The sequence below is a fragment of the Arthrobacter sp. D1-29 genome, from assembly GCF_054130585.1.
Genome location: NZ_CP096383.1, coordinates 3,580,394 through 3,601,251, shown reverse-complemented (window position 1 = coordinate 3,601,251; position 20,858 = coordinate 3,580,394). Strand labels below are relative to the sequence as shown.

22 protein-coding genes are annotated in these 20,858 nt (G+C 65.6%); 14 read left to right on the top strand and 8 right to left on the bottom strand.

Annotated elements, in window-relative coordinates; genetic code table 11:
* Entirely contained in the window at positions 1-816 is an 816-nt protein-coding gene (locus tag M1E17_RS16170) for a thiazole synthase (RefSeq protein ID WP_457962981.1), read from the top strand.
* Positions 817-884: 68 nt separating this feature from the next.
* Positions 885-1,574, top strand: coding sequence for a 4a-hydroxytetrahydrobiopterin dehydratase (locus M1E17_RS16165; RefSeq protein WP_457962980.1), 690 nt, complete (start codon positions 885-887; stop codon positions 1,572-1,574).
* A gap of 63 nt (positions 1,575-1,637) precedes the next feature.
* On the opposite strand, the gene M1E17_RS16160 is transcribed toward M1E17_RS16165, so the two are convergent.
* From M1E17_RS16160 to M1E17_RS16150, 3 genes are all read right to left on the bottom strand, one after another.
* Positions 1,638-1,940 carry a hypothetical protein gene (locus M1E17_RS16160; protein ID WP_457962979.1) on the bottom strand — a complete coding sequence of 101 codons (303 nt, stop codon included), beginning with the start codon at positions 1,938-1,940 and terminating at the stop codon, positions 1,638-1,640.
* Between the two features lie 72 nt (positions 1,941-2,012).
* Positions 2,013-2,237, bottom strand: a complete 225-nt coding sequence (locus M1E17_RS16155) for a DUF3107 domain-containing protein (RefSeq protein ID WP_457962978.1) — start codon at positions 2,235-2,237, stop codon at positions 2,013-2,015.
* Between the two features lie 51 nt (positions 2,238-2,288).
* The gene (locus M1E17_RS16150) at positions 2,289-2,954 is read right to left on the bottom strand and encodes a TetR/AcrR family transcriptional regulator (protein ID WP_457967796.1); all 666 of its coding nucleotides are present in this window, start codon (positions 2,952-2,954) and stop codon (positions 2,289-2,291) included.
* An 83-nt stretch (positions 2,955-3,037) separates the two neighbouring features.
* Between M1E17_RS16150 and moeB the strand changes: the two genes are divergently transcribed.
* The gene (moeB, locus tag M1E17_RS16145) at positions 3,038-4,237 is read left to right on the top strand and encodes a molybdopterin-synthase adenylyltransferase MoeB (protein WP_457962977.1); all 1,200 of its coding nucleotides are present in this window, start codon (positions 3,038-3,040) and stop codon (positions 4,235-4,237) included.
* Positions 4,238-4,308: 71 nt separating this feature from the next.
* On the opposite strand, the gene M1E17_RS16140 is transcribed toward moeB, so the two are convergent.
* Complete coding sequence (locus M1E17_RS16140; protein WP_457962976.1) at positions 4,309-5,622, bottom strand: glutamyl-tRNA reductase; 1,314 nt, start codon at positions 5,620-5,622, stop codon at positions 4,309-4,311.
* Positions 5,623-5,780: 158 nt separating this feature from the next.
* Here M1E17_RS16140 and hemE point away from each other — a divergent pair, with 158 nt between their 5' ends.
* From hemE to hemL, 10 genes are all read left to right on the top strand, one after another.
* On the top strand, positions 5,781-6,887 hold the full coding sequence (hemE, locus tag M1E17_RS16135) for a uroporphyrinogen decarboxylase (RefSeq protein ID WP_457962975.1): 1,107 nt from the start codon (positions 5,781-5,783) through the stop codon (positions 6,885-6,887).
* Between the two features lie 4 nt (positions 6,888-6,891).
* A complete protein-coding gene (hemG, locus tag M1E17_RS16130) occupies positions 6,892-8,349 on the top strand; it encodes a protoporphyrinogen oxidase (protein WP_457962974.1) in 1,458 nt (485 codons plus the stop codon).
* Positions 8,350-8,444: 95 nt separating this feature from the next.
* Positions 8,445-9,200, top strand: coding sequence for a hypothetical protein (locus M1E17_RS16125; protein WP_457962973.1), 756 nt, complete (start codon positions 8,445-8,447; stop codon positions 9,198-9,200).
* Between the two features lie 122 nt (positions 9,201-9,322).
* Positions 9,323-10,024, top strand: coding sequence for a hydrogen peroxide-dependent heme synthase (gene hemQ, locus M1E17_RS16120; RefSeq protein ID WP_457962972.1), 702 nt, complete (start codon positions 9,323-9,325; stop codon positions 10,022-10,024).
* On the top strand, positions 10,021-11,283 hold the full coding sequence (locus M1E17_RS16115) for a ferrochelatase (RefSeq protein ID WP_457962971.1): 1,263 nt from the start codon (positions 10,021-10,023) through the stop codon (positions 11,281-11,283). The genes hemQ and M1E17_RS16115 overlap by 4 nt, the downstream gene beginning before the upstream one ends.
* Entirely contained in the window at positions 11,280-12,278 is a 999-nt protein-coding gene (gene hemC, locus M1E17_RS16110; RefSeq protein WP_457962970.1) for a hydroxymethylbilane synthase, read from the top strand. Before M1E17_RS16115 ends, hemC begins: the two co-directional genes overlap by 4 nt.
* Positions 12,279-12,311: 33 nt before the next feature.
* Positions 12,312-13,223 carry a uroporphyrinogen-III synthase gene (locus M1E17_RS16105; RefSeq protein ID WP_457962969.1) on the top strand — a complete coding sequence of 304 codons (912 nt, stop codon included), beginning with the start codon at positions 12,312-12,314 and terminating at the stop codon, positions 13,221-13,223.
* Between the two features lie 69 nt (positions 13,224-13,292).
* Positions 13,293-14,276 carry a porphobilinogen synthase gene (gene hemB / locus M1E17_RS16100; protein ID WP_457962968.1) on the top strand — a complete coding sequence of 328 codons (984 nt, stop codon included), beginning with the start codon at positions 13,293-13,295 and terminating at the stop codon, positions 14,274-14,276.
* Positions 14,273-15,391, top strand: coding sequence for an LLM class flavin-dependent oxidoreductase (locus M1E17_RS16095; RefSeq protein WP_457962967.1), 1,119 nt, complete (start codon positions 14,273-14,275; stop codon positions 15,389-15,391). The genes hemB and M1E17_RS16095 overlap by 4 nt, the downstream gene beginning before the upstream one ends.
* Positions 15,392-15,404: 13 nt before the next feature.
* Positions 15,405-16,769, top strand: coding sequence for a glutamate-1-semialdehyde 2,1-aminomutase (gene hemL / locus M1E17_RS16090; protein WP_457962966.1), 1,365 nt, complete (start codon positions 15,405-15,407; stop codon positions 16,767-16,769).
* Between the two features lie 117 nt (positions 16,770-16,886).
* Here the strand turns inward: hemL and M1E17_RS16085 are convergent, their stop codons facing one another.
* The 4 genes from M1E17_RS16085 to M1E17_RS16070 all read right to left on the bottom strand — a co-directional run bounded on the left by M1E17_RS16085 (position 16,887) and on the right by M1E17_RS16070 (position 20,353).
* Entirely contained in the window at positions 16,887-17,624 is a 738-nt protein-coding gene (locus M1E17_RS16085; protein WP_457962965.1) for an amino acid ABC transporter ATP-binding protein, read from the bottom strand.
* A complete protein-coding gene (locus tag M1E17_RS16080) occupies positions 17,621-18,385 on the bottom strand; it encodes an amino acid ABC transporter permease (protein WP_457962964.1) in 765 nt (254 codons plus the stop codon). Before M1E17_RS16080 ends, M1E17_RS16085 begins: the two co-directional genes overlap by 4 nt.
* 16 nt (positions 18,386-18,401) lie before the next feature.
* A complete protein-coding gene (locus tag M1E17_RS16075) occupies positions 18,402-19,337 on the bottom strand; it encodes a substrate-binding periplasmic protein (RefSeq protein ID WP_457962963.1) in 936 nt (311 codons plus the stop codon).
* A 305-nt stretch (positions 19,338-19,642) separates the two neighbouring features.
* Positions 19,643-20,353 (bottom strand): exonuclease domain-containing protein, encoded by a 711-nt coding sequence (locus M1E17_RS16070; protein WP_457962962.1) that lies wholly within the window; start codon positions 20,351-20,353, stop codon positions 19,643-19,645.
* Between the two features lie 63 nt (positions 20,354-20,416).
* On the opposite strand from M1E17_RS16070, the gene M1E17_RS16065 reads away from it, so the two are divergent.
* Positions 20,417-20,833, top strand: a complete 417-nt coding sequence (locus M1E17_RS16065) for an MGMT family protein (RefSeq protein WP_457962961.1) — start codon at positions 20,417-20,419, stop codon at positions 20,831-20,833.
* The last annotated feature ends 25 nt before the right edge of the window (positions 20,834-20,858 follow it).

The following is a 20,858-nucleotide window of genomic DNA, read 5'->3' as shown; positions in this document are numbered from 1 at the left end:
ATGACCGAAACCAGCAGCATCAGCACGCTAAACGAGCCAGGGCAGGCGGACAGACTGATCATCGACGGCGTCGCGCTGGGATCCCGCCTCATCATGGGAACCGGCGGCGCGCCCAGCCTGGACGGGCTTGGCGCCGCCCTGCTGGCGTCCGGGACCGAGCTGACTACCGTCGCGATGCGCCGCTATTCACCTGCCGAGTCGGGATCGCTGTTCCAGCTGCTGGTGGACCACGGCATCCGTGTCCTGCCCAACACGGCTGGCTGCTTCACTGCGCGCGATGCAGTCATGACCGCCGAACTGGCCCGCGAGGCCCTGGAGACGGACTGGGTCAAGCTGGAAGTCATTGCCGACGAACAGACCCTCCTCCCTGATGCCGTTGAACTGGTGGACGCCACGGAGCAGCTCGTCAGCCGGGGGTTTAAAGTGTTCGCGTACACCAACGACGACCCCGTGCTGGCACTGCGCCTCGAGAACCTGGGAGCTACAGCCGTTATGCCGCTGGGAGCGCCGATCGGCACCGGCCTGGGGATCCTGAATCCGCACAACATCGAGCTGATTGTTTCCCGCGCGTCGGTTCCTGTGGTGCTGGACGCCGGCATCGGTACCGCTTCGGACGCGGCGCTCGCGATGGAGCTGGGCTGTGACGCCGTGCTGCTGGCCACTGCAGTGACACGGGCGCAGAACCCCGCGCTGATGGGCGAGGCCTTCAAACACGCCGTTATCGCCGGTAGGCTGGCCAAAGCGGCCGGCAGGATTCCGCGCCGTGAGCACGCCCTGGCGTCGTCGGCCATGGAAGGCCGGGCAGAGTTCCTCTAGGTCGTTCCCCTCGGCAGGGGGCGGCCAGCGCCGGGGCCGGGCTGACAGGACGAGCTTAGGAGTCAGCAGTGGCCGGCAAGGAAGACATACTCACCAGGGCGCAGGTTGATGAGGCCCTTACAGGGCTCACGGACTGGCGGTACTGCCAGGGCGCACTGGTCACCGTCTACAAAGCGCCGACGGCGGCCGCCGCACTAGAGCTGATTGCCGCCGTCGGACGCCTTGCCGAGGAGCAGAACCATCATCCGGACCTTGACTGGCGCTACAACAGGGTCTTCATCCGCTTCACGTCCCACGATGCCGGTGGAGACGTGACAGCGCGTGACACCACCGCGGCCGCGGCCGTGAGTACGGCGGCCACGAACGTGGGGGCAGCGGCGGAGCCAGGCCTGTACAGGACGGTGGAACTGGCGATCGACACCGTGGACGCAGCAGAAATCTCTGAGGTGTGGCGGGTGGCCCTGGGCTACAAAAAAACCCCAGGCAACGATTTGGTTGATCCCTACGGGCGCGGGCCCAGTGTGTGGTTCCAGGAGACTCCCACCCCCAACAGCAGCCGGATCCACGTTGACGTTTACCGGAGCAAGGCCGAATCGGGACAAGTCCTGGAGAAGACCGCAGCCACGGGAGCCTTAATGAACCGTGACTACGCACCCGAATGGGTGGTAGTCACGGACATGCAGGGAAACCGGCTGTGCCTGTGCACGGAGGAAGGCTACCAGCCCGACATCCCGGCTGAGGTTCCAGGCCAGGCCTGATATCCGGCATCACCGCCCAGGCCTGATATCGGGCCTGGGCGGTGATGCCAGCGCGGGCCCCCGTTACAGCTTGAGCGCCGCTGTCAGCCGCACGGTGTCATACCGGGCGCGGGTCCTGCCGAGGTACACAGCCGCCGCTGCTGCTGCTGCGGTACCAAGCACTATGGGCATGACCCAGGGGATCCAGGTCAGGCCCGGCTGGTAGCCAAAGCCCGCTGTTATGAAGATGATCCAACTCAGGGCACCAACGGTAACGGCAACCCCGGCGGGCAGCCCCATCCCGTACTTGGCATGGCGCTTGTCATTGGCCCAGACAATAAAGCCTGCGGCCGTGGTGGCCAGGACAACGATGGTGAGCGAAAGCATGGATCTCCTCGTCAAAAATGCAACTGGCGCCTTAACTGGCGCCTTAAAAGGCCTTTTTGGCCGGACAGGCTGCTAGAACTGGCCGAAGCCCACCCGGCGGGACTCTTCAGCGCCGATCTCCACATACCCGAGGGCATTGCCGGGGACGATGATGACGCGCCCCTTGTCATCCTTGAGGCGAAGCTCGCTGCCCTTGCTGATGGCGTCTTCGACGACCTTGGCGACCGCATCAGCATCCTGGGCTGACTCAAGCACAATTTCGCGGCCAATGTTCTGAACGCCGATCTTAATTTCCAAAGCGGGGCCTCCCAGCCAATCAAAGTTTCAGGGTGTTCTCTTATTTGTAGTCTAGGTTTCCTTGGGGAAGCGAGAGATTCCGCGCCAAGCTAAACGGTAGATGAGGTCACTGGCGACGTCGAGGTCAAGGTTTCCGTTCGTTTCCAGCCAATAACGGGCACTCACCTGGGCCATGCCGGCCAGGCCACGGCCCAGCAGCTGCGCTTCCAGATGAGGCAGTTTGGTGTCCTCGGCGATGACTCGGGCCACGGCGTCCGCGAACGTTTTGTTGAAAGTCTCCAGCCTGGAGCTGACATCGGGGTCGTTGATGAGGTCCGATTCAAAGACCAGGCGGTGAGCCTGGTCATCGCTGGCGATGAAGCGGTAGTACGCCCGCATCACGGCCTGCACACGTTCGTCGTTGTCCGTGGTGGAGTTGAGGGCTCCCAGCATGAGGTCGGTCAGGGCCGATAAGTGGCTGTCCAGGAGCGCCAGGTACAGTTCGCGTTTCGACGGAAAGTGCTGATAAAGCACCGGTTTGCTGACGTGGGCCGTCTCGGCTATCTCGTCCATTGCAGCGCCGTGGTAGCCGTTGGCCACAAAGACTTCCTGGGCGGCTGTCAGGAGCTGTGCGCGGCGCTCATCACGGGGAAGCCTGGCGGACCGCTGACCGGCGCTTCGGATCGGGACGGACGGTTCGGCGCCGGGCGATCGGTCAGCCCGTGCTTCAGGGACCACAGTTGTCCTACTTTCCATTGCAGTTACCTCCACTTTACTGCGCGGTAATATGACCCGGCGGTATCTAGGGCATACATTGAAGTATGGCTTCGACATTCACCGCAAATGCTCCGTCTGTTTCGCTGGAACCCTTGGTGGAGCCCGCAGGCGATTTGACTCCGGCAGAGGTTGAGCGCTATTCACGGCACCTCATCATTCCCGAGATCGGCGCCCTGGGGCAGCGCCGGCTCAAGAACGCCAAGGTGTTGGTGATAGGCGCCGGAGGGCTCGGATCGCCGGCGCTGCTGTACCTCGCGGCCGCGGGTGTTGGCACCCTAGGCATCATTGACGATGACGCAGTGGACCTCAGCAACCTGCAGCGGCAGGTGATCCATGGCGTCGCAGATGTGGGACGGCCAAAGATTGAATCCGCCCGCGACGCCATCGCCGCGCTCAATCCGCTGGTGGACGTCAGGCTGCACCACGTCAGGCTGGATGAGACAAACGCCCTCGAACTTTTCGCAGAGTACGATCTCATCCTCGACGGCGCGGACAACTTCGCCACCCGCTACCTCGTCAACGACGCCGCCGCGATCCTGGGCAAACCGTATGTCTGGGGCTCTATTTTCCGTTTCGACGGCCAGGTCAGCGTCTTCTGGGAGAAGCATGGCCCCACCTACCGCGATCTTTACCCGGAGGCTCCGCCGGCAGGGTCGGTGCCTTCCTGTGGGGAGGGCGGGGTGTTTGGGATGCTCTGCGCGGCGGTTGGTTCGCTGATGGTGACGGAAGCAGTGAAGCTGATTACCGGCGTCGGGTGTTCACTCCTGGGCCGGGTGGCCCTGTTTGATGCCTTGGGCGGCAGCTGGCGCGAGATCCGGGTGTCCAAGGATCCGGCGGCGGCGCCCATCACTGAACTCACCGACTATGACGCTTTCTGCGGCATCGAGCCCGCGCAGCCGGCCGACATCGAACACACGGTGACGGCAACACAGCTGGCCACCATGCTGGCGTCCCGGAAGGCCGGGCTGAAGGATTTCGACCTCGTGGACGTCCGGGAATCCGGTGAGCATGACATTGTCAGGATTGAGGGATCGGTGCTGATCCCGCAGGGACGGATCCTGGCGGGGGAGGCGTGGGCCGAGCTTCCCCAGGACAAGGACATCGTGTTCCACTGCAAGGCGGGAACCCGATCGGCCACTGTCCTTGAGGCGGCCCGGAAGGCCGGCTACCAGCGGGTCAGCCACCTCGACGGCGGGATCCTCGCCTGGGTCCGGGACGTGGAGCCGCAGAAACCCGTCTACTGACCGCTTGTGCTATCACTTATGGTCCCTAACCGGGCCGTTTGGCGACCCTAAATGATAGGGCAACGTGGGGGTCAGGCGCTTTCGAGGCCCTTGTGGTCCACGGGGCATTCGGCCTGCGCGGCGGCGGCAGGCTGCTCCACGGTAATGCCGTACAGGGTTTCGAGGGCCGCAACGTAGTCGTCCTGCTGGCCGTTGGCGGCAAGTTCACGGGCACGGACCGTGGGCACGTGCAGCAGCTGCTTCACCATCCGGCGGAGGGCAAACTCCACTTCCTCGGCCGCTGCGGTGCAGCCGTGGCGGGCGCGCACTTTTTCCATTTCGGCGTCGAGGACGTTCATGGTGTGCCGGCGCAGGGCAACAATCGCGGAGTCCATGGAACGGGCCTCACGCTCCTGCTCGAAGGCCTGGGCAGCACCGGAAACGATGCCGCTGGCCTGGATCAGGGACTCGGCCTGTTCCTGGGGCGCTGCCAGGCGTACCGATTCCAGCGTGAGCAGCTCAACGCCGTCGAGCTGTCCCACTTCCGGGTCAAAGTCGTGGGTGAGCGCGAGGTCGATGGCAATCAGCGGCTGTGGCGACTCCGCCCTGACTTCTGCCAGTTCATCGGCCTCCACCCTGATGTCCGAACCGCTGCAGCCGATCATGACATCGGCCGCGGCGACGGCGGGACGGAGTGATTCGCTGTCCAGTGCGGTGCCGCCACGGGTGGCGACAAAAGCTTCGGCGCGGCCGGAGGACGAGAAAACAGAGATGTCAGTGCAGCCGCGTTCACGCAGCAGCGCCATGGTGGCGCCGGCGTAGGCGCCCGTGCCGAACACCACGACTTTCTTGGTGGACCAGTCCTGGTTCTCGGACAGGTCGGTGGCAAGGTCCAGGGCTACTGACACGATGGACAGGCCGCGGGAACCGAGGGCGGTCTGGGCGCCTACGTCCTTGGCAGTTTTTGAAGCGGCCTGGAACAGCCGGACCAGGCCGGAGCTGGCCGTGCCTTCATGCTGGGCCGTGATGAGGGCCCGCCGCACCTGGCCGGCGATTTCACGTTCGCCCACCACCGCGGAATCGAGGCCGGCGCTGACGGCGAAAAGGTGCTGGCTGACTTCAGGTCCCGTCCTGGTGCTGAAGGACCGGGAGACCAGCTGTTCGTTCAGGCCGCTGAGGCCGCTGATCTGGGACACCAGGGCGGCGCGTGCAGCCTCGACGTCATCAGCATGGGGCGCTTCTCCATAGATTTCGTAGCGGTTGCAGGTGGCAAGCACCACCGCACCCGTCACTGCCGGCGATCCGGAGAGTGCGGATGTGGCAACCCCGGAAGAACCGTTGCTCAATTGAGCAACGGTCTCAAGGTCGATGTCGGCGTGTGTAGCCACCAATGAAAAAAGAACCACAGCACCACAATCATAGCTTTTTCGTGAGTCGGTAGAACAACCCGTCCCGCCAGGACCTGTTGAGGCGGACCGTGATTTGCGCCACGGCGTCCACTTGGCCGCGTGGGATGACAGGCTGTCGTTATCTTTTGCGCCGGATTTTGGGCACAATCAAAAGCATGACTCCTAGCCCCGCCGTGTCCAAAGCCATGTCCAGTGACGGCGCCCTTGCTGCAGACCATCCGCTGATGGATGGCCGCACCGCAGATTCCCCGCTGATCACGGCCTACCGCGGCGGCAAGCCCTCCCGCCGCCCGGTGTGGTTCATGCGGCAGGCCGGGCGTTCCCTGCCGGAGTACCTGAAAGTCCGCGAAGGCGTGGCCATGCTGGACTCCTGCCTGCGCCCCGACCTTGCCTCCGAAATCACCCTTCAGCCGGTGCGGCGCCATGACGTGGATGCTGCCATTTTCTTCTCGGACATTGTGATTCCGCTTAAGCTCGCAGGCGTGGGCGTGGATATCGTCCCGGGGGTTGGTCCTGTGCTGGACAAGCCGGTACGTACCGCCGCTGATGTTGCCGCCTTGCCCGAGCTCACGTGGGAGGCCCTGGAGCCGATCAGGGAAGCGGTTCGGCTGACGGTGGCCGAGTTGGGCAAGACCCCGCTGATCGGCTTCGCCGGCGCGCCGTTTACGTTGGCCGCCTACATGGTTGAAGGCAAGCCGTCGCGGGACCACCTGGGTCCGCGGACGATGATGCACGCCGACCCGGAAACCTGGACGGCGCTGGCCAACTGGGCAGCCGATGCCTCCGGACTCTTCCTCCGGGCCCAGCTCGAAGCGGGAGCCTCCGCCGGGCAGCTCTTTGATTCCTGGGCGGGCTCTCTGGGGCTGGCCGACTACACCAGGTACGTTGCGCCGGCGTCGGCCCGCGCCCTGGACCATGTGCGGCATCTTGGCGCACCCCTCATCCACTTCGGCACCGGGACGTCGGAGCTGCTGGTAGCCATGCGCGACGTCGGCGTCGACGTGGTGGGCGTGGACTACCGCCTGCCGCTCGATGAGGCGAACCGGCGGCTTGGCGGGACGGTGCCGCTGCAGGGAAATATCGATCCCGCGCTGCTGTCAGCGCCCTGGGACGTCCTCGAGGCCCACGTGCGGGAGGTGATCGCCGCCGGTTCGGCCGCCCCCGGTCACGTGCTCAACCTCGGCCACGGCGTCCCGCCGGAGACTGATCCTGCCGTTCTCACCCGGGTTGTTCAGCTCATCCACTCCATCTCCCCGGAGTAGGCCCGTGACGGAGGGCAGAACCGCCGTGGTGGTGGGCGGCGGGATTTCCGGCCTGCTGGCTGCGCGCGAGCTGTCCGCGGCCGGATACACGGTTACTGTTCTGGAGGCCGGCGGCACCTGGGGCGGCTGCGTTGGCAGCCACGTGGTGGCCGGGCTCACGCTGGACAGCGGCGCGGAATCCTTTGCCACGCGTTCCACCGCGGTGGCTGACCTTGCCGGGGAGCTGGGCCTGGCCGGCAAGATTGTTGCGCCGCGGCCGGGCGGTGCCTGGGTCCAGCTTCCGGACGGCCCCCGTGAACTGCCGAAGACCGGCGTCCTGGGTATTCCTGCCAATCCGTGGGATCCGGAAGTGCGGCGCTCCCTGGGGTTCCTCGGCTCGCTGCGGGCGTCGCTGGATAAGGTCCTCCCCGCTGCTGTGGGGTCCTCTGCTGCCGTCACCAGCGTGTCATCCCTGGTGCGCCTACGGATGGGCCGCCGGGTGCTTGAAAGGCTGGTGGCGCCGGTGGTGGGGGGAGTGCACTCCGCCGATCCGGGCCTCCTGGATGTGGACATGGTGGCGCCGGGCTTACGCGCGGGCCTGCGCGCACACGGTTCACTGGCCGCTGCCGTCACCGCGCAACGTGGAGGCGCACGGCCGCAGGGCGCTGTATCGCCCGCCGCCGCGGATCCGCCCGCTTCCGCGCCGCCGGCCAAGGCGGGGTCCGCCGTTGCCGGGCTCGAGGGCGGCATGCACACGCTGATCGCCGCGCTGGTCAGCGATCTTACGGACCGCGGCGTGAACCTGCTGACCGCTTCCCGGGCCAGGAGCGTCACGCGTACGGACGCCGGCTGGCGGGTTGCGGCCGGGGAGAAAGAGTACGACGCCGGCCTGCTGGTGGTGGCGCTGGACGGTCCGGCCGCCGTCGGACTGCTGGAGCAGTCCGTTCCGGAACTGGCTGGCAAAAGCCCGGAAAGCGGACCTGACGTCAAACTGGTCACCCTGGTGGTGGACCGTCCGGAACTGGACAGCAGGCCACGCGGCACCGGCGTCCTGGTAGCCCCGCAGACCCCGGGCATCGAGGCAAAAGCGCTCACCCACGCGACAGCCAAATGGGACTGGCTCGCAGCCGCCGCCGGACCCGGCACCCACGTCCTCCGGCTCTCCTACGGGCGGATCGATGGTTCACCCTCGGGCGGTGCCGGGCCAACGAGTGACAGCGAGCTCCTGGCTGCCTCGCTCCGGGACGCGTCGGCATTGCTGGATGTACCTCTCGAACGGGAGGACGTCATCGGTTGGGATGTGGTCAGGTGGCAGGGCGCCTTGCCGTTCGCCGCCGTCGGCCACAAAGCCAGGGTGGCCGAGATCAGGAGCCTTTGCGCCCGGGAGGGTGGCCTGTCGGTGGTGGGCGGCTGGGTGGCGGGCAACGGACTGGCCGCCGTGGTGGCGGACACTCGCCAGCAGGTCCGCGGCATCCTGGGCTGAGCATCGCTCCTGCTCAGACCCGTAGCGGACAGTCAAATGGACGCCCGCGGAGACGTCACGGACTTCCCATCCACCGGCGGATGTGGCTAGGGTCGATGACTATGGTTAAGTACAGGTCCGAACTTTCACGTTCCCGGACCGGTATCCATGGGGGACTTCGACGGGGCGCCGCGACAGCGGCAGTCGGGGCGGTACTGGTCCTTTCAGCGGGGGTGACATCGTCCCAGGCGGACGATGCCAGCCCTGATTCCGGCGGGTCCGGTGCTCAAATAACAGGGGCAGTGCAGCTGCCGGCACTGGGCAGCCTGGTGGATGGGCTCCTCGATCCCGGCGGAACCGCGGGCAGCCAACCTTCGCGGCCTGCAACCACCACGGCTCCCGCGCCGACAGGGACCGTGTCCCCTTCCCAGCCCCCATCCACACCCATTGCTCCGGCGACTTCTCCAGTCCCCGCTACCAGCAGCGTCCCGCCCTTGTCGTCGGGGGCACAGCAAGGCGCCGCTGCAGGGACGGGGGCCACCACCGGGGCAGGCCTGCAATCGGCGCTTCCACAGCCGGCAGCTGAGGGCTCCCAGCCCGAACAGGCGCCTGTCCAGCCGGAGGCGACCCAGCCCGAAGCAGTCCAGCCGGAAGCCGGGGCCGGCCAAAGCTCAAGCGTGCCGTCACCCAGTGCCGGACAGGCGTTCCGCAGCGGCACCCTGCAGGCCGCAGGCTCACCCGCTGTCAGCCGGCAGGGAATGACCCAGGCGCCGGAGAACCTGCCCGAGACAGCCAAGGTGTTGCTCGGACTTGGCCTGGTAGTCTCCGCGGGTGCCGCGGGACTCGTCTTCGCCAAAATCCGGCGGCTCTGAAACGCCAGGTTCCACCCGCCCGCAGGCGGCGAATCGACCTGGTTTGTGATTTACAACACTTCTACGTCTTGTAGAAGTCATCGGTTTCGACTTGGCGGTGAGGAAGGGGCAAACTGGTAACCATGAGCCACACTTCTGCCGAATCTGTCACTAAAACCGAAGAATCAGCCGAGCAGTTTTTTACTCTCTGGACTGTTTTCAAGCGGTCTGCAGAGATCCTGCGCAGCCCTGACGCCGCCGAGGACTTCGACGCGCTGCTGTTCCGCCTTGCCGAGGCAGGTGTCACCCACCGTGGAAGCTATGACGTCTCCGCCATGCGCGCGGATGCTGACGTGATGGTGTGGCTCCACGGGCCCAAGCCGGAGGCCTTGCAGCAGGCCATCCGCGATATCCGCCGCAGCAAGCTCTTCGCTGGAACAGAGATCGTCTGGTCGGCCATGGGCGTACACCGCGAGGCAGAATTCGCCAAGAACCACACGCCGGCATACTCCCGCGGCGTGGAACCGGCCGACTGGCTGTGCGTCTACCCGTTCGTGCGCTCCTACGAGTGGTACATCCTGCCCGAGGCCGAACGCGGGAAGATGCTGCGCGACCACGGCATGCTGGGCCGCGACTTTCCCCAGGTCATTTCCAACACGGTGTCTTCCTTCGCATTGGGGGACTGGGAATGGATCCTTGGCCTGGAAGCTCCCGACCTGGTTGACCTGGTGGACCTGATGCGCCACCTGCGCGCCACGGAAGCACGCAACCACGTCCGGGAGGAAATCCCGTTCTTTACCGGCCGCCGCATCTCGGCTGCGGAGATAGCAGAGGTCCTCGCATGAGCCCACTGGACCGCCAGGAATACCTGGCAGCAGGAACCATGAATCCCGTTACCGAAGCCGGCCGGATGGCGCCCAAGAATTACGACGGCGTCCTCCTCGCCTCCTTCGGCGGGCCTGAGGGCCAGGAGGACGTCATTCCGTTCCTCCGAAACGTCACGCGGGGCCGCGGGATCCCGGACGAGCGGCTGGAAGAGGTCTCCCACCACTACCGCGCCAACGGCGGCATCAGCCCCATCAACCGGCAGAACCGCGAGCTCAAGGCGGCCCTGGAAGCGGAACTTGAGGCGCGGGGCATTGAGCTGCCAGTGCTGTGGGGAAACCGCAACTGGGCCCCGTACATCCCGCAGACCCTGCAGGACGCGTACGACGCCGGCCACCGCAGCCTGCTGATGATCACCACCAGCGCCTACTCGTGCTACTCCAGCTGCCGCCAATACCGCGAGGACATCGGCATGGCGCTGACCGAGACCGGCCTGGACGGACGGCTTGAGGTGGACAAGGTGCGTCAGTATTTCGACCACCCTGGTTTTGTGGAGCCCTTTATCGAAGGCACAGCGGCGGGCCTGGCCGACGTCCGGGCGCGGCTGGCAGCTGCCGGAACCCCGGATGCGCCGGTGCACATCCTGTTCGCAACCCACTCCATCCCCACCCGGGATGCCGAGGCCGCCGGACGCTCCGAGGCAGAGCCCCGCGAGTTTGAGGAAGGCTCGGCGTACGTTGCCCAGCACCTCGCCACCGGTGCAGCGGTCATGGACCGCGTCGAGGCAGAATCAGGGCAGACTGCTCCCTGGTCACTGGTTTACCAGTCCCGCTCGGGGGCCCCGCACGTGCCGTGGCTTGAACCTGACATCAACGATGCCATCGAGGAACTGGCCGGCCAGGGTGTCAAGGGAATCGTGATTGTGCCACTGGGATTTGTCAGCGACCACATGGAGGTTGTCTGGGACCTGGACACCGAGGCGCTGGAGACCTGCCGCAGCCTTGGCCTCACCGCCACCCGGGTGCCCACACCTGGAACGCACCGCACCTTTGTGAAGGGGCTGGTGGACCTGATCCTGGAGCGGACACTGACCGGCAACATCGCTGACCGTCCGGCAGTGACCGGCCTGGGGCCTTGGTACGACGTCTGCCGGCCGGGATGCTGCGCGAACTTCCGCGGCGAGAAGCCCACCGTCGCAGGGGCTGACACCACCGTCGGCACCGGTCATGACCCTTATCCGGAGTCCGGTGTACGGGCCGGGGGAGAGGGCATCCAGTGACCGTCCGGATCGGAACCAGGGCCAGCAAGCTCGCCCTCACGCAGACACAACAGACCGCGGACCAGCTGGCCGCCGTCGGAGGCTTTCCCGTTGAGCTGGTGCGTATCCGCACGGACGGCGACGTCCTGACCGGTTCACTGTCCCAAATGGGCGGCACGGGAGTTTTTGTGACCGCCCTGCGCGATGCGCTGCTGCGGAACGAGTGCGACGTCGCCGTTCATTCGCTCAAGGACCTCCCGACGGGCGCGCCGGTTGGCTTGGCCCTGGCCGCCACCCCGCGGCGCGTCGACGTGCGCGACGTCCTCTGCGCACGGGACGGCCTGAAGCTGGCTGACCTGCCCTCCAGGGCAACTGTCGGAACGGGATCGCCCCGGCGTGCGGCACAGCTGCGCGCAGCCCGGCCGGACCTCCAGATCGTCGACATCCGCGGCAACGTGGATACCCGCCTTGGCAGGGTCCCCGGGCTGCCGGGTAACACTACTGACCAGGTTGTTCCCGGCAAATCCTGCGATCTTGACGCCGTAGTCCTCGCAGCGGCGGGGCTGGAGCGGATCAGCAGGCTGGATGCCGTCAGCGAATTCCTGGAGACTGACGTGATGCTTCCTGCCGCCGGGCAGGGGTCATTGGCGATTGAATGCCGGACCGCCGACGCGCCACGCAAGGCGGGGTCCACCGAGGGCTCCCAGGGTGTCCTTGCCCAGGCACTCGCCGCACTGGACGATCCGGACACCAGGCTCGCCGTCACCGCGGAGCGTGCGCTCCTGGCGCGGCTCGAAGCCGGCTGCGCGGCCCCGGTGGGCGCCTACGCCTACCGCAAGGGCAGCCTGCTTCACCTCGAAGCAGTGGTTTGTGCCGTGGACGGGACGGCCTCTGTCCGTGACAGGCGGGCCACCGACGGATTGACCGAGGTAGGCGCCACGCTGCTGGGCATCGAACTGGCCGAGGTACTCCTTGCCGGCGGGGCCGCCGACATCGCAGACCTCCAGGCTTCCTGAGCCGCCCCGTGCGCACACGCCGGGCAGTGTGAGATGGGGCAGTTTGAGATGGGGCGGCCTGAAAAGGACAGCGGAGACGGCACGCCGCCATCCGGCAGGCAGCCGCTGGCCCGTGCGCGCGTCCTGATTACGCGCAATCCCGAGCGCTCCGTTTCCCTGCTCTCTGCGCTGGAGAGGGCAGGTGCAGAAGCCCTGCTGCTTCCGCTCATCGACTTTGAACGGGCCGCGGACCAGCACGCCCTGGATGTGGCCTGCGATGCCCTGGGCGCGGGTGCCTTCGACTGGCTTGTTGTCAGCAGCGCCACCACCGTCCATGTCCTCAGGGACAAGGCCGCAGAACGCGGCCTGACCCTCGGCGGCTGGGTGCCTGCGTCTACCCGGGTGGCCGCCATTGGTCCTGCCTGCAGGGAGCTGCTTGAAGCAGAAGGCCTCACCGTGGCGCTGACCCCCCGGGACTCGCAGTCCGCCGCAGGCCTGCTGGCCGTCTGGCCGGAAGGATCCGCAAGGGTGTTCCTGCCGCAGGCTGACATTGCCGCTCCCCGCCTCGCTGACGGGCTGGCCGCCTCCGGGGCATCGGTGACTGCCGTTCCGGCTTACCGGACAGTGGATTATCCGGCGGATGAGGAACACAGGCTGTCCCTTGAAACGGCGGCCACCGCGCCGCCGTCGTACAGGATGGTGAGTCCTGAAGCCGCCCGGGCAGAGCTGACGGGAGGCCGGCTGCACGCGGTGGTAGCCGCCTCGCCCAGCGCCGTACGGCGCATCCACAGCAAACTCTCGCCACTGGGCAGCTGCCGCCTGGTAGCGATCGGACGTTCGACGGCGGAAGAGGCTGCGGCGCTCGGCCTGGTGGTGGCGGCCGTCGCGGCAGAACCCACACCGGAAGGGCTGGTCGCGGCAGTTTCCGAAGCCCTCAAATCCCAGGACGGGAAGGCTCCGCCGTGAATCGTGGCTCCGGAAGACCCTCCGGCAGCGCTCCCGGCCCGGCCACCCAACCAACGTGAAGGACAGGACATGAGTTTTCCGAACCAACGCCCGCGCCGCCTCCGCACCACGGCGGCCATGCGGCGGCTCACTGCCGAAACCAGGCTGGCGCCGCCGGAGCTGATCCTGCCGGCGTTCATCAGGGAGGGCCTCTCGGAGCCACATCCGATCACCTCCATGCCCGGGGTGGTGCAGCACACCACTGACACGCTCAAAAAGGCGGCAGCGGAGGCAGTCGACCTGGGCATCGGCGGCATCATGCTCTTCGGCATCCCCGCCGTCCGGGACGCCGAAGGCACTGCATCGCTGGATCCGGACGGTGTGCTTAACAGGGCAATCCGTGATGTCCGGTCCGAGGTGGGCGATGAGCTGGTCATCATGAGTGACGTCTGCCTGGACGAATTCACGGACCACGGACACTGCGGGGTCCTGAATGCTGACGGCTATGTGGACAACGACCGCACCGTGGAAATTTACGCCAGGATGGCCGTGGCCCAGGCCGACGCCGGGGCCCACATGCTGGGCCCGTCCGGCATGATGGACGGCCAGGTGCGCGCCATCCGGCAAGCCCTCGACGAGGCCGGACACACCGAAACCTCGGTGGTGGCCTATGCGGCCAAGTACGCCTCCGCGTTCTACGGCCCGTTCCGGGAGGCAGTGGATTCGCAGCTGACGGGCGACCGCCGGACGTATCAGATGGACGCCGGAAACCGGACGGAGGCCATACGCGAGGTGGAGCTGGACCTGGCGGAAGGCGCCGACGTCGTGATGGTCAAGCCGGCCATGAGCTACCTGGACATTCTGGCTGACGTTGCCGCGATGAGCCCGGTCCCGGTTGCCGCCTACCAGATTTCGGGCGAGTACGCGATGATCGAAGCCGCCGCCGCCAACGGGTGGATCGACCGCCGCGCAGCAATTACCGAGTCTGTGCTTGGCATCAGGAGGGCAGGGGCGGACATGGTGCTGACGTATTGGGCGGCGGAGCTGGCCGGCTGGCTGAGGGAATCGCGATGAACCCCGCGTCCGTGCCCGATCCGGCGTCAGCGGCGAACCCGACAACACCGGTTGGCGCGGACCGTATCCTGCTGGGACTGAACTCCTTCGGCGACGTCGGCGTCTTTCCTGACGGGCACCCCGTCCCGCACGCCCAGGTGCTGCGCCAGCTCCTTGAGCAGGCTGAACTCGCAGACGAGGTAGGGCTTCATGCCTTTGCCGTGGGAGAACACCACCGCCGTGACTTCGCGGTATCGGCCCCGGAGGTTTTCCTTGCCGCCGCTGCAGCACGGACCAAGAACATCCGGCTCGGCTCGGCCGTGACGGTGCTCAGCTCCGATGACCCCATCCGGGTGTTCCAGCGCTTCGCCACAGTGGATGCCATCGCCAACGGACGCGCGGAGGTCATGCTGGGGCGCGGGTCCTTCATCGAGTCCTTTCCGCTCTTCGGCCTGGACCTGGCCGACTATGACCTCCTGTTTGAGGAGAAGCTCGAGCTCTTCGACAAGGTCCGCCGGCAACAACCTGTGCACTGGGAGGGCCGGACCCGGCCCGCGATCCACGGGCTGAGCGTCTATCCGCCGTTGGAACACCACCTGCTGCCGGCCTGGATAGGCGTCGGCGGAACCCCGGAATCCGTGCTGCGCTGTGCCCAGTACGGATACCCCATCATTTTCGCCATCATCGGCGGACAGCCCCGCTCGTTCGCGCCTCTCGCCAATCTCTACCGCGAAGCGATGGCCAAATACGGCCATCCAATGCAGCAGATCGCCACGCATTCGCCCGGCCATGTTGCGGCAACCGATGAGGAGGCGCGGGACGAGTTCTTCCCGCACTGGCTGGAGCAGCGGAACCGCATTGGCTCCGAGCGCGGCTGGGGACCGGCCAGCCGGGGCGAATTCGAGGCAATGTGCACCCCGGAGGGCGCCCTCTACGTCGGTTCACCGGAAACCGTCGCCGCCAAGATCGCGCTGCTCAAGAAGAACCTGGGCGTGGACAGGTTTGACCTCAAATACAGCAACGGCACCCTGCCGCACGCCGCCATGATGCGCTCGATCGAACTGTTCGGCACCGAGGTGGCGCCACGTGTCGCCGACCTCTTGGCCGGGGCTTCCCGGCCCGTTGAAAGCAACTGAAAGAATAGGAACCATGACCTCCAGCAACCCTCGTAACGAGGCACTCTTTGACCGTGCCCGCCAGCTGATGCCGGGCGGCGTCAACTCTCCTGTCCGCGCCTTCGGATCAGTGGGCGGAACCCCGCGCTTTATGGTCGCAGCCAACGGTCCGTACCTGACTGATGCCGACGGCCAGGAATACGTTGACCTCGTTTGCTCCTGGGGCCCGGCGCTCCTGGGACACGCCCACCCCGCCGTCCTCGATGCTGTCCACGCCGCTGTGGACCGTGGACTCTCCTTCGGCGCCTCAACCCCCGATGAGGCCAACCTCGCCGCCATCGTCCAGGAGCGGGTTCCCGCAGCGGAGCGCGTCCGTATGGTTTCCACCGGCACCGAAGCCACCATGACGGCCGTCAGGCTGGCCCGCGGCTTCACCGGCCGCAACCTCATCATCAAGTTCGCCGGCTGCTACCACGGCCACCTGGACGGCCTGCTCGCCGCCGCCGGATCCGGCGTGGCCACACTGGCCTTGCCGGGATCGGCCGGTGTCACCGAAGCCACGGCCGCCGAAACCCTGGTGCTTCCGTACAACGACCTCGCCGCCGTCGAGGCCGCTTTTGCCACGCACGGTACCAACATCGCAGCGGTCATTACCGAGGCAGCCCCGGCCAACATGGGCGTTGTAACGCCCGGCGAGGGCTTCAACCTGGGCCTGTCCAGGATCACCAGGCAGTACGGTGCCCTGCTGATCGTGGATGAAGTCCTCACCGGCTTCCGCACGGGCTACTCCGGCTACTGGGGACTGACCGGCGGAGCGCCGGACGCTGCTGAACCGTGGACCCCGGACCTGCTCACCTTTGGAAAAGTCATCGGCGGCGGAATGCCGACGGCGGCCCTCGGCGGACGTGCCGACGTGATGGATTACCTCGCCCCGCTGGGCCCGGTGTACCAGGCGGGGACGCTGTCCGGAAACCCGGTGGCCATGGCAGCGGGCGTGGCGACCCTGACGCACGCCACCCGCGACGTGTACTCCTTTATTGATGCGAGGTCGCTGGAGTTGTCCTCCGCGTTGTCCTCGGCACTGGACGCCGCGGGAGTGGACCACTCCATCCAGTTCGCCGGAAACCTCTTCTCCGTTGCCTTTGGAACCTCTGCCACCGGGGTCCACAACTACGCTGACGCGCAGGGCCAGGAAACGTTCCGCTATGCGCCGTTCTTCCATTCCATGCTCGACGCCGGTGTGTACCTGCCGCCGTCGGTCTTTGAAGCGTGGTTCCTGTCGGCAGCCCATGACGACGCCGCCATGAACCGGATCTTTGATGCCCTGCCAGCCGCAGCGCAGGCTGCTGCGGCGGCGACGGTGAGCCCCGTCGTCGGGCGTTCCGCTGCGGTCAGCTGAACCGCCTGTTGAACTGCGCTTAAGCGAGGAATCCCCGGTTGCGATGCAACCGGGGATTCCTCTTTTATGCCTGCTGGACCGCGATTTGAAAGTTCAGCAGGTATTGCTCAGCTGGGATTACAGCACGTCGGAGAGGAAGCCCTTGAGGCGATCCGTCTGCGGCGCGGTGAAGATCTGGTCGGGATGGCCGGATTCGACCACCACGCCGGCGTCCATAAACGTCACGGTGTCCGAGACATTGCGGGAGAAGCCCATTTCGTGGGTCACCACCACCATGGTCATCCCGCCCCTCGCCAGGTCAGCCATCAGCGCCAGGACACCTTTGACAAGCTCAGGGTCCAAGGCCGACGTGGCCTCATCGAAGAACATGACCTCGGGCTTCATGGCAAGCGCGCGGGCGATCGCTACACGCTGCTGCTGGCCGCCGGAGAGGTTGGCCGGGCGTACGTCAGCCTTGTGCTTGAGTCCCACGAGGTCCAACTGGTCAAGGGCTTCAGTGCGGGCCTGCTCCGCAGGAAGCTTCCGCAGTTTCCGCAGCGCCAGCGAAACGTTCTCCACCACTGTCTTGTGCGGGAACAGGTTGAACTGCTGGAACACCATGCCGATCCGCTGGCGGAGCTCATCGGGGTTGTCCTTAAGGACAGACCGGCCGTCCAGCAGGATGTCTCCCTGATCGGGTTCGATCAGCCGGTTCATGACCCGCAGCAGAGTGGACTTCCCGGAGCCCGAGGGGCCGATCACCGAAGCCGTGGTGCCTTTCTCCACATGGAGATCGATGCCGCGGAGCACATGATTGTGGCCGAACGAGAGGTGGAGGTTCTTGCCGGTCAGGGTGCCGGAGGTAAATTCCGTCATGCCTGTGCCCCCTTGCCGATAGGTGCAGCCAATTCGTCGGGTTCCTTTTTCTCCGGCTTGCCGGTCCGGAGCCGGTTATCGATGAAGTTCACGAAGTGCGTCAGTGGCACGGTGAGGACCAGGTACAGAATGCCGGCCGCCACCAACGGAGAAAGGTTTCCCGTGTTGGCCATGGCGTCGTTTCCGATCCGGAATATTTCCCGGTCGGAGGCTGCCAGACCCAGCATGAACACCAGCGAGGAATCCTTGAGCAGGGAAATGAACTGGTTCACCAGCGCGGGCAGCACCCGGCGGATGCCTTGCGGAACCACTACCAGGCGCATGGAACTGCCGTAGCTGAATCCGAGCGCCCTGGAGGCCTCCAGCTGGCCCTTCTCAACGCTCTGGATGCCTGACCGGAAGATCTCGCCGATGTAGGCGGCCGCGATCAGCGTCAAGGCCAGGATCCCCAGGGGGTAGGGGTTCCTGTTGCCTGTGATTTCCCGGGCTATCGGGCTCAAACCGATGCCGATGACCAGGATCACCAGGATAGCGGGGAGGCCACGGAAAATGTCGGTGTAGATGCGGGCTGCCCAGCGCGCTCCCGCGTTCCGGGAGATTGCCATCATGGCCAGCAGCAGCCCCAACAGGGAACCGAGGATGCCGGAAGTTACTGCCAGAATCAGTGTGTTGGGCAGGCCCACCATAAGCAGGGCAGGAATGACTTTTGCCATTTCCTCCCAGTTGAAGAACGTGTCAGCCAGCTGGTCCAGGAGATCCATAAAGGTCCCGGCTCAATCAGCTTTGGGGAACCGTGGCGGCCTTGCTGCCCGGCTTCCAGTCACTCGGCATTTCCCGTGTCGGGTACCACTCCTTGGTCAGCTTGGACCAGGTCCCGTCCTCGATAACGGCGTCAAGGCCGGCGTTGAGGGCGTCAATCAGAGGCTGGTTGTCCTTGGCCACGGCGTAGGCGGTGAAGTTCTCCGTGTTGACCTTGGACTCAACGATCTTGGTGCCGTCGCCCTCCTTGACCTGGCCCTCAGCCTGCTGGGACGGAGCCACCCAGGCATCCACCTGGCCGTTGCGTACGTTGGCGTAAACGGTGGCGTAGTCCGGGAAACGGATCGGTTCCATTTTCAGCGTGTTGGTGACGTAGTCGTCCTGGACGGTGCCCTGGACCACGCCGATGCGCAGGTCGGCGGTCAGGTCATCGAAGCCCTTGACGTCGCCGTCGGTCTTGGCCACGACGGCCATGAAGCCGAAGTCGTAACCGTTGGTGAAGCCCACATTCTGGCGGCGCGCCTCCGTAGTGGAAATGGAGGAGGAACCGACGTCGAACTGCTGGGTCTGGACCTGGGAGAGGAGGGCCGAGAAGTCAGTGGCGACAAATTCGACCTCGAGGCCGAGCTTGCCGGCAATGGCGCGCAGGAGCTCGTTGTCGTAGCCGGTGAACTTGCCCGAGGGATCGATAAAGATGTTGGGCGGGGCGTCAGAAAGCGTGCCCACCTCAAGCTTGCCCTCGGTGTTCAGGCCAAGCTTGGTCTTGTCGATCTGGTCGATCGGGGTGACGTCAGCGGTGGTGTACTTGTCCAGCGTCTGCTGGTCACTTCCCGCCAGGGCATCAGTGGGGCTGCCGGCCGGACCTGCTGTCCCGCCGCCGCAGGCAGCCAGGGAGGCGGCCACGGTGATCGCCACGGGAACGCTGGTCAGCCACTTCAGGGCTTTGCTTTTCATCAGGTAGTCACTTTCGTCTGAGTCATAAGTCGAACGGGGCCGCAGGCTGCGCAGTGCGCCTGGCGCCTGCCCGGGGTTGATCGGAACGACCGGGGCAGGGGTGACCGCAAAACTTAATCATCTCACTTCCGCTTTTTGGAGAAGTGAGATGAATAACCAGACTCTGATGACAGAGAATTCTGAACTTTGTTCGACTCTGCGCACAAGTGGAGGTTGAGGTGGCGGCTGTTCCTCCATGGAGTCGAATCCCAGGGAGCCCATCTCACCCGCTTCGGCCATCTGGCGGAGTGTGAGTTACCTCGCAGCTAGAAGTCGCCCCGGCTGGCATCCTCGGGGGGAAGGACGGGCCAGTCACCTTCGATAACAGCTGCCGGCTTGGTTTTGCGGAGGTAGCCCTGGAAGTCCGCCGCCTGGCTCACAGCCCAGTCCACCTGGAGTTGGTGAAGCTGGCTCGCCGGCATCCTGAGTTTGGGGAATTTGATGGCCATGGCGTCCAGCATCTTCAGGGTGGCGAGGGCGTCAGCGGCGGATGTGTGGGCATTGTCCAGGTTCACCCCGTACTCCTCGCAGAGTGCGGTGAGGGTGCGCTTGCCTTTGCGGTACCTGTCCACCTGCTTGTTCATGATGTAGGGGTCAAGGACAGGAAACCGGCTCAGTTGCCGCACCCCGTGGCGGGCTGATTCCGCCGCAAGGACGGTGAAGTCGTAGCTGGCGTTGAAGGCAATCACGGGGACGCCCGCATCAAAAAGTTCCTGGAGCACAGTGGCAAGCTCCCGCGTCACCTCGTGGGCAGGCCTGCCGTCCCGCCGGGCCTGTTCCGTGGTGACGCCGTGGACGTCGCTGGCTTCGGTGGGAATTTCAATCCCCGGATCTGCCAGCCATTCATGTTCCTTGATGACATCACCTTTGTGGTCAACAACAGTCACGGACGCCGTGACGATCCGTGCCGCGCGGGAGTTCCGGCCTGTGGTTTCGAGGTCAAAAGCGGCCCGGGGGAGGGTGTTCCAAGTACTCATGCTGCCACGCTACCGGCCGGCACCGACAGGATCCGGGAGCGCCACTGCGGCTAATCTGGATCCATGCGGATTGAGTATGTCGAGGCGGTGCTGGCCATTGTTGAGCTGGTGCCACCCGGTGCCGCAGTTGCTTATGGCGATGTGGCGGAACTTCTCGGATCCGGCGGTCCACGGCAGGTTGGCTCCGTGATGAGCCACTACGGGAGCGGTGTGCCCTGGTGGCGCGTCCTCAAAGCCAGCGGTTATGCCCCTGAAGGCCACGAGGCCCAGGCTCTCCGCCACTATCTGAACGAAGGGACGCCATTGGCCGGCCACTGGCTTGAATTCCTTCGCACCGGCGAAGGCAGATGGCGGGTGGACCTGATGGCAGCACGATGGGCTCCCGGGGACGAACAGTTCGACAGGATAGACGCCATCGCAGAGCAGCTGGAACGGCGGCTGCAAAGATTGTCGGTGGCTGATGATGGAATGTCTGTGTGACGGTAACAATCCCCCAGACCGACCC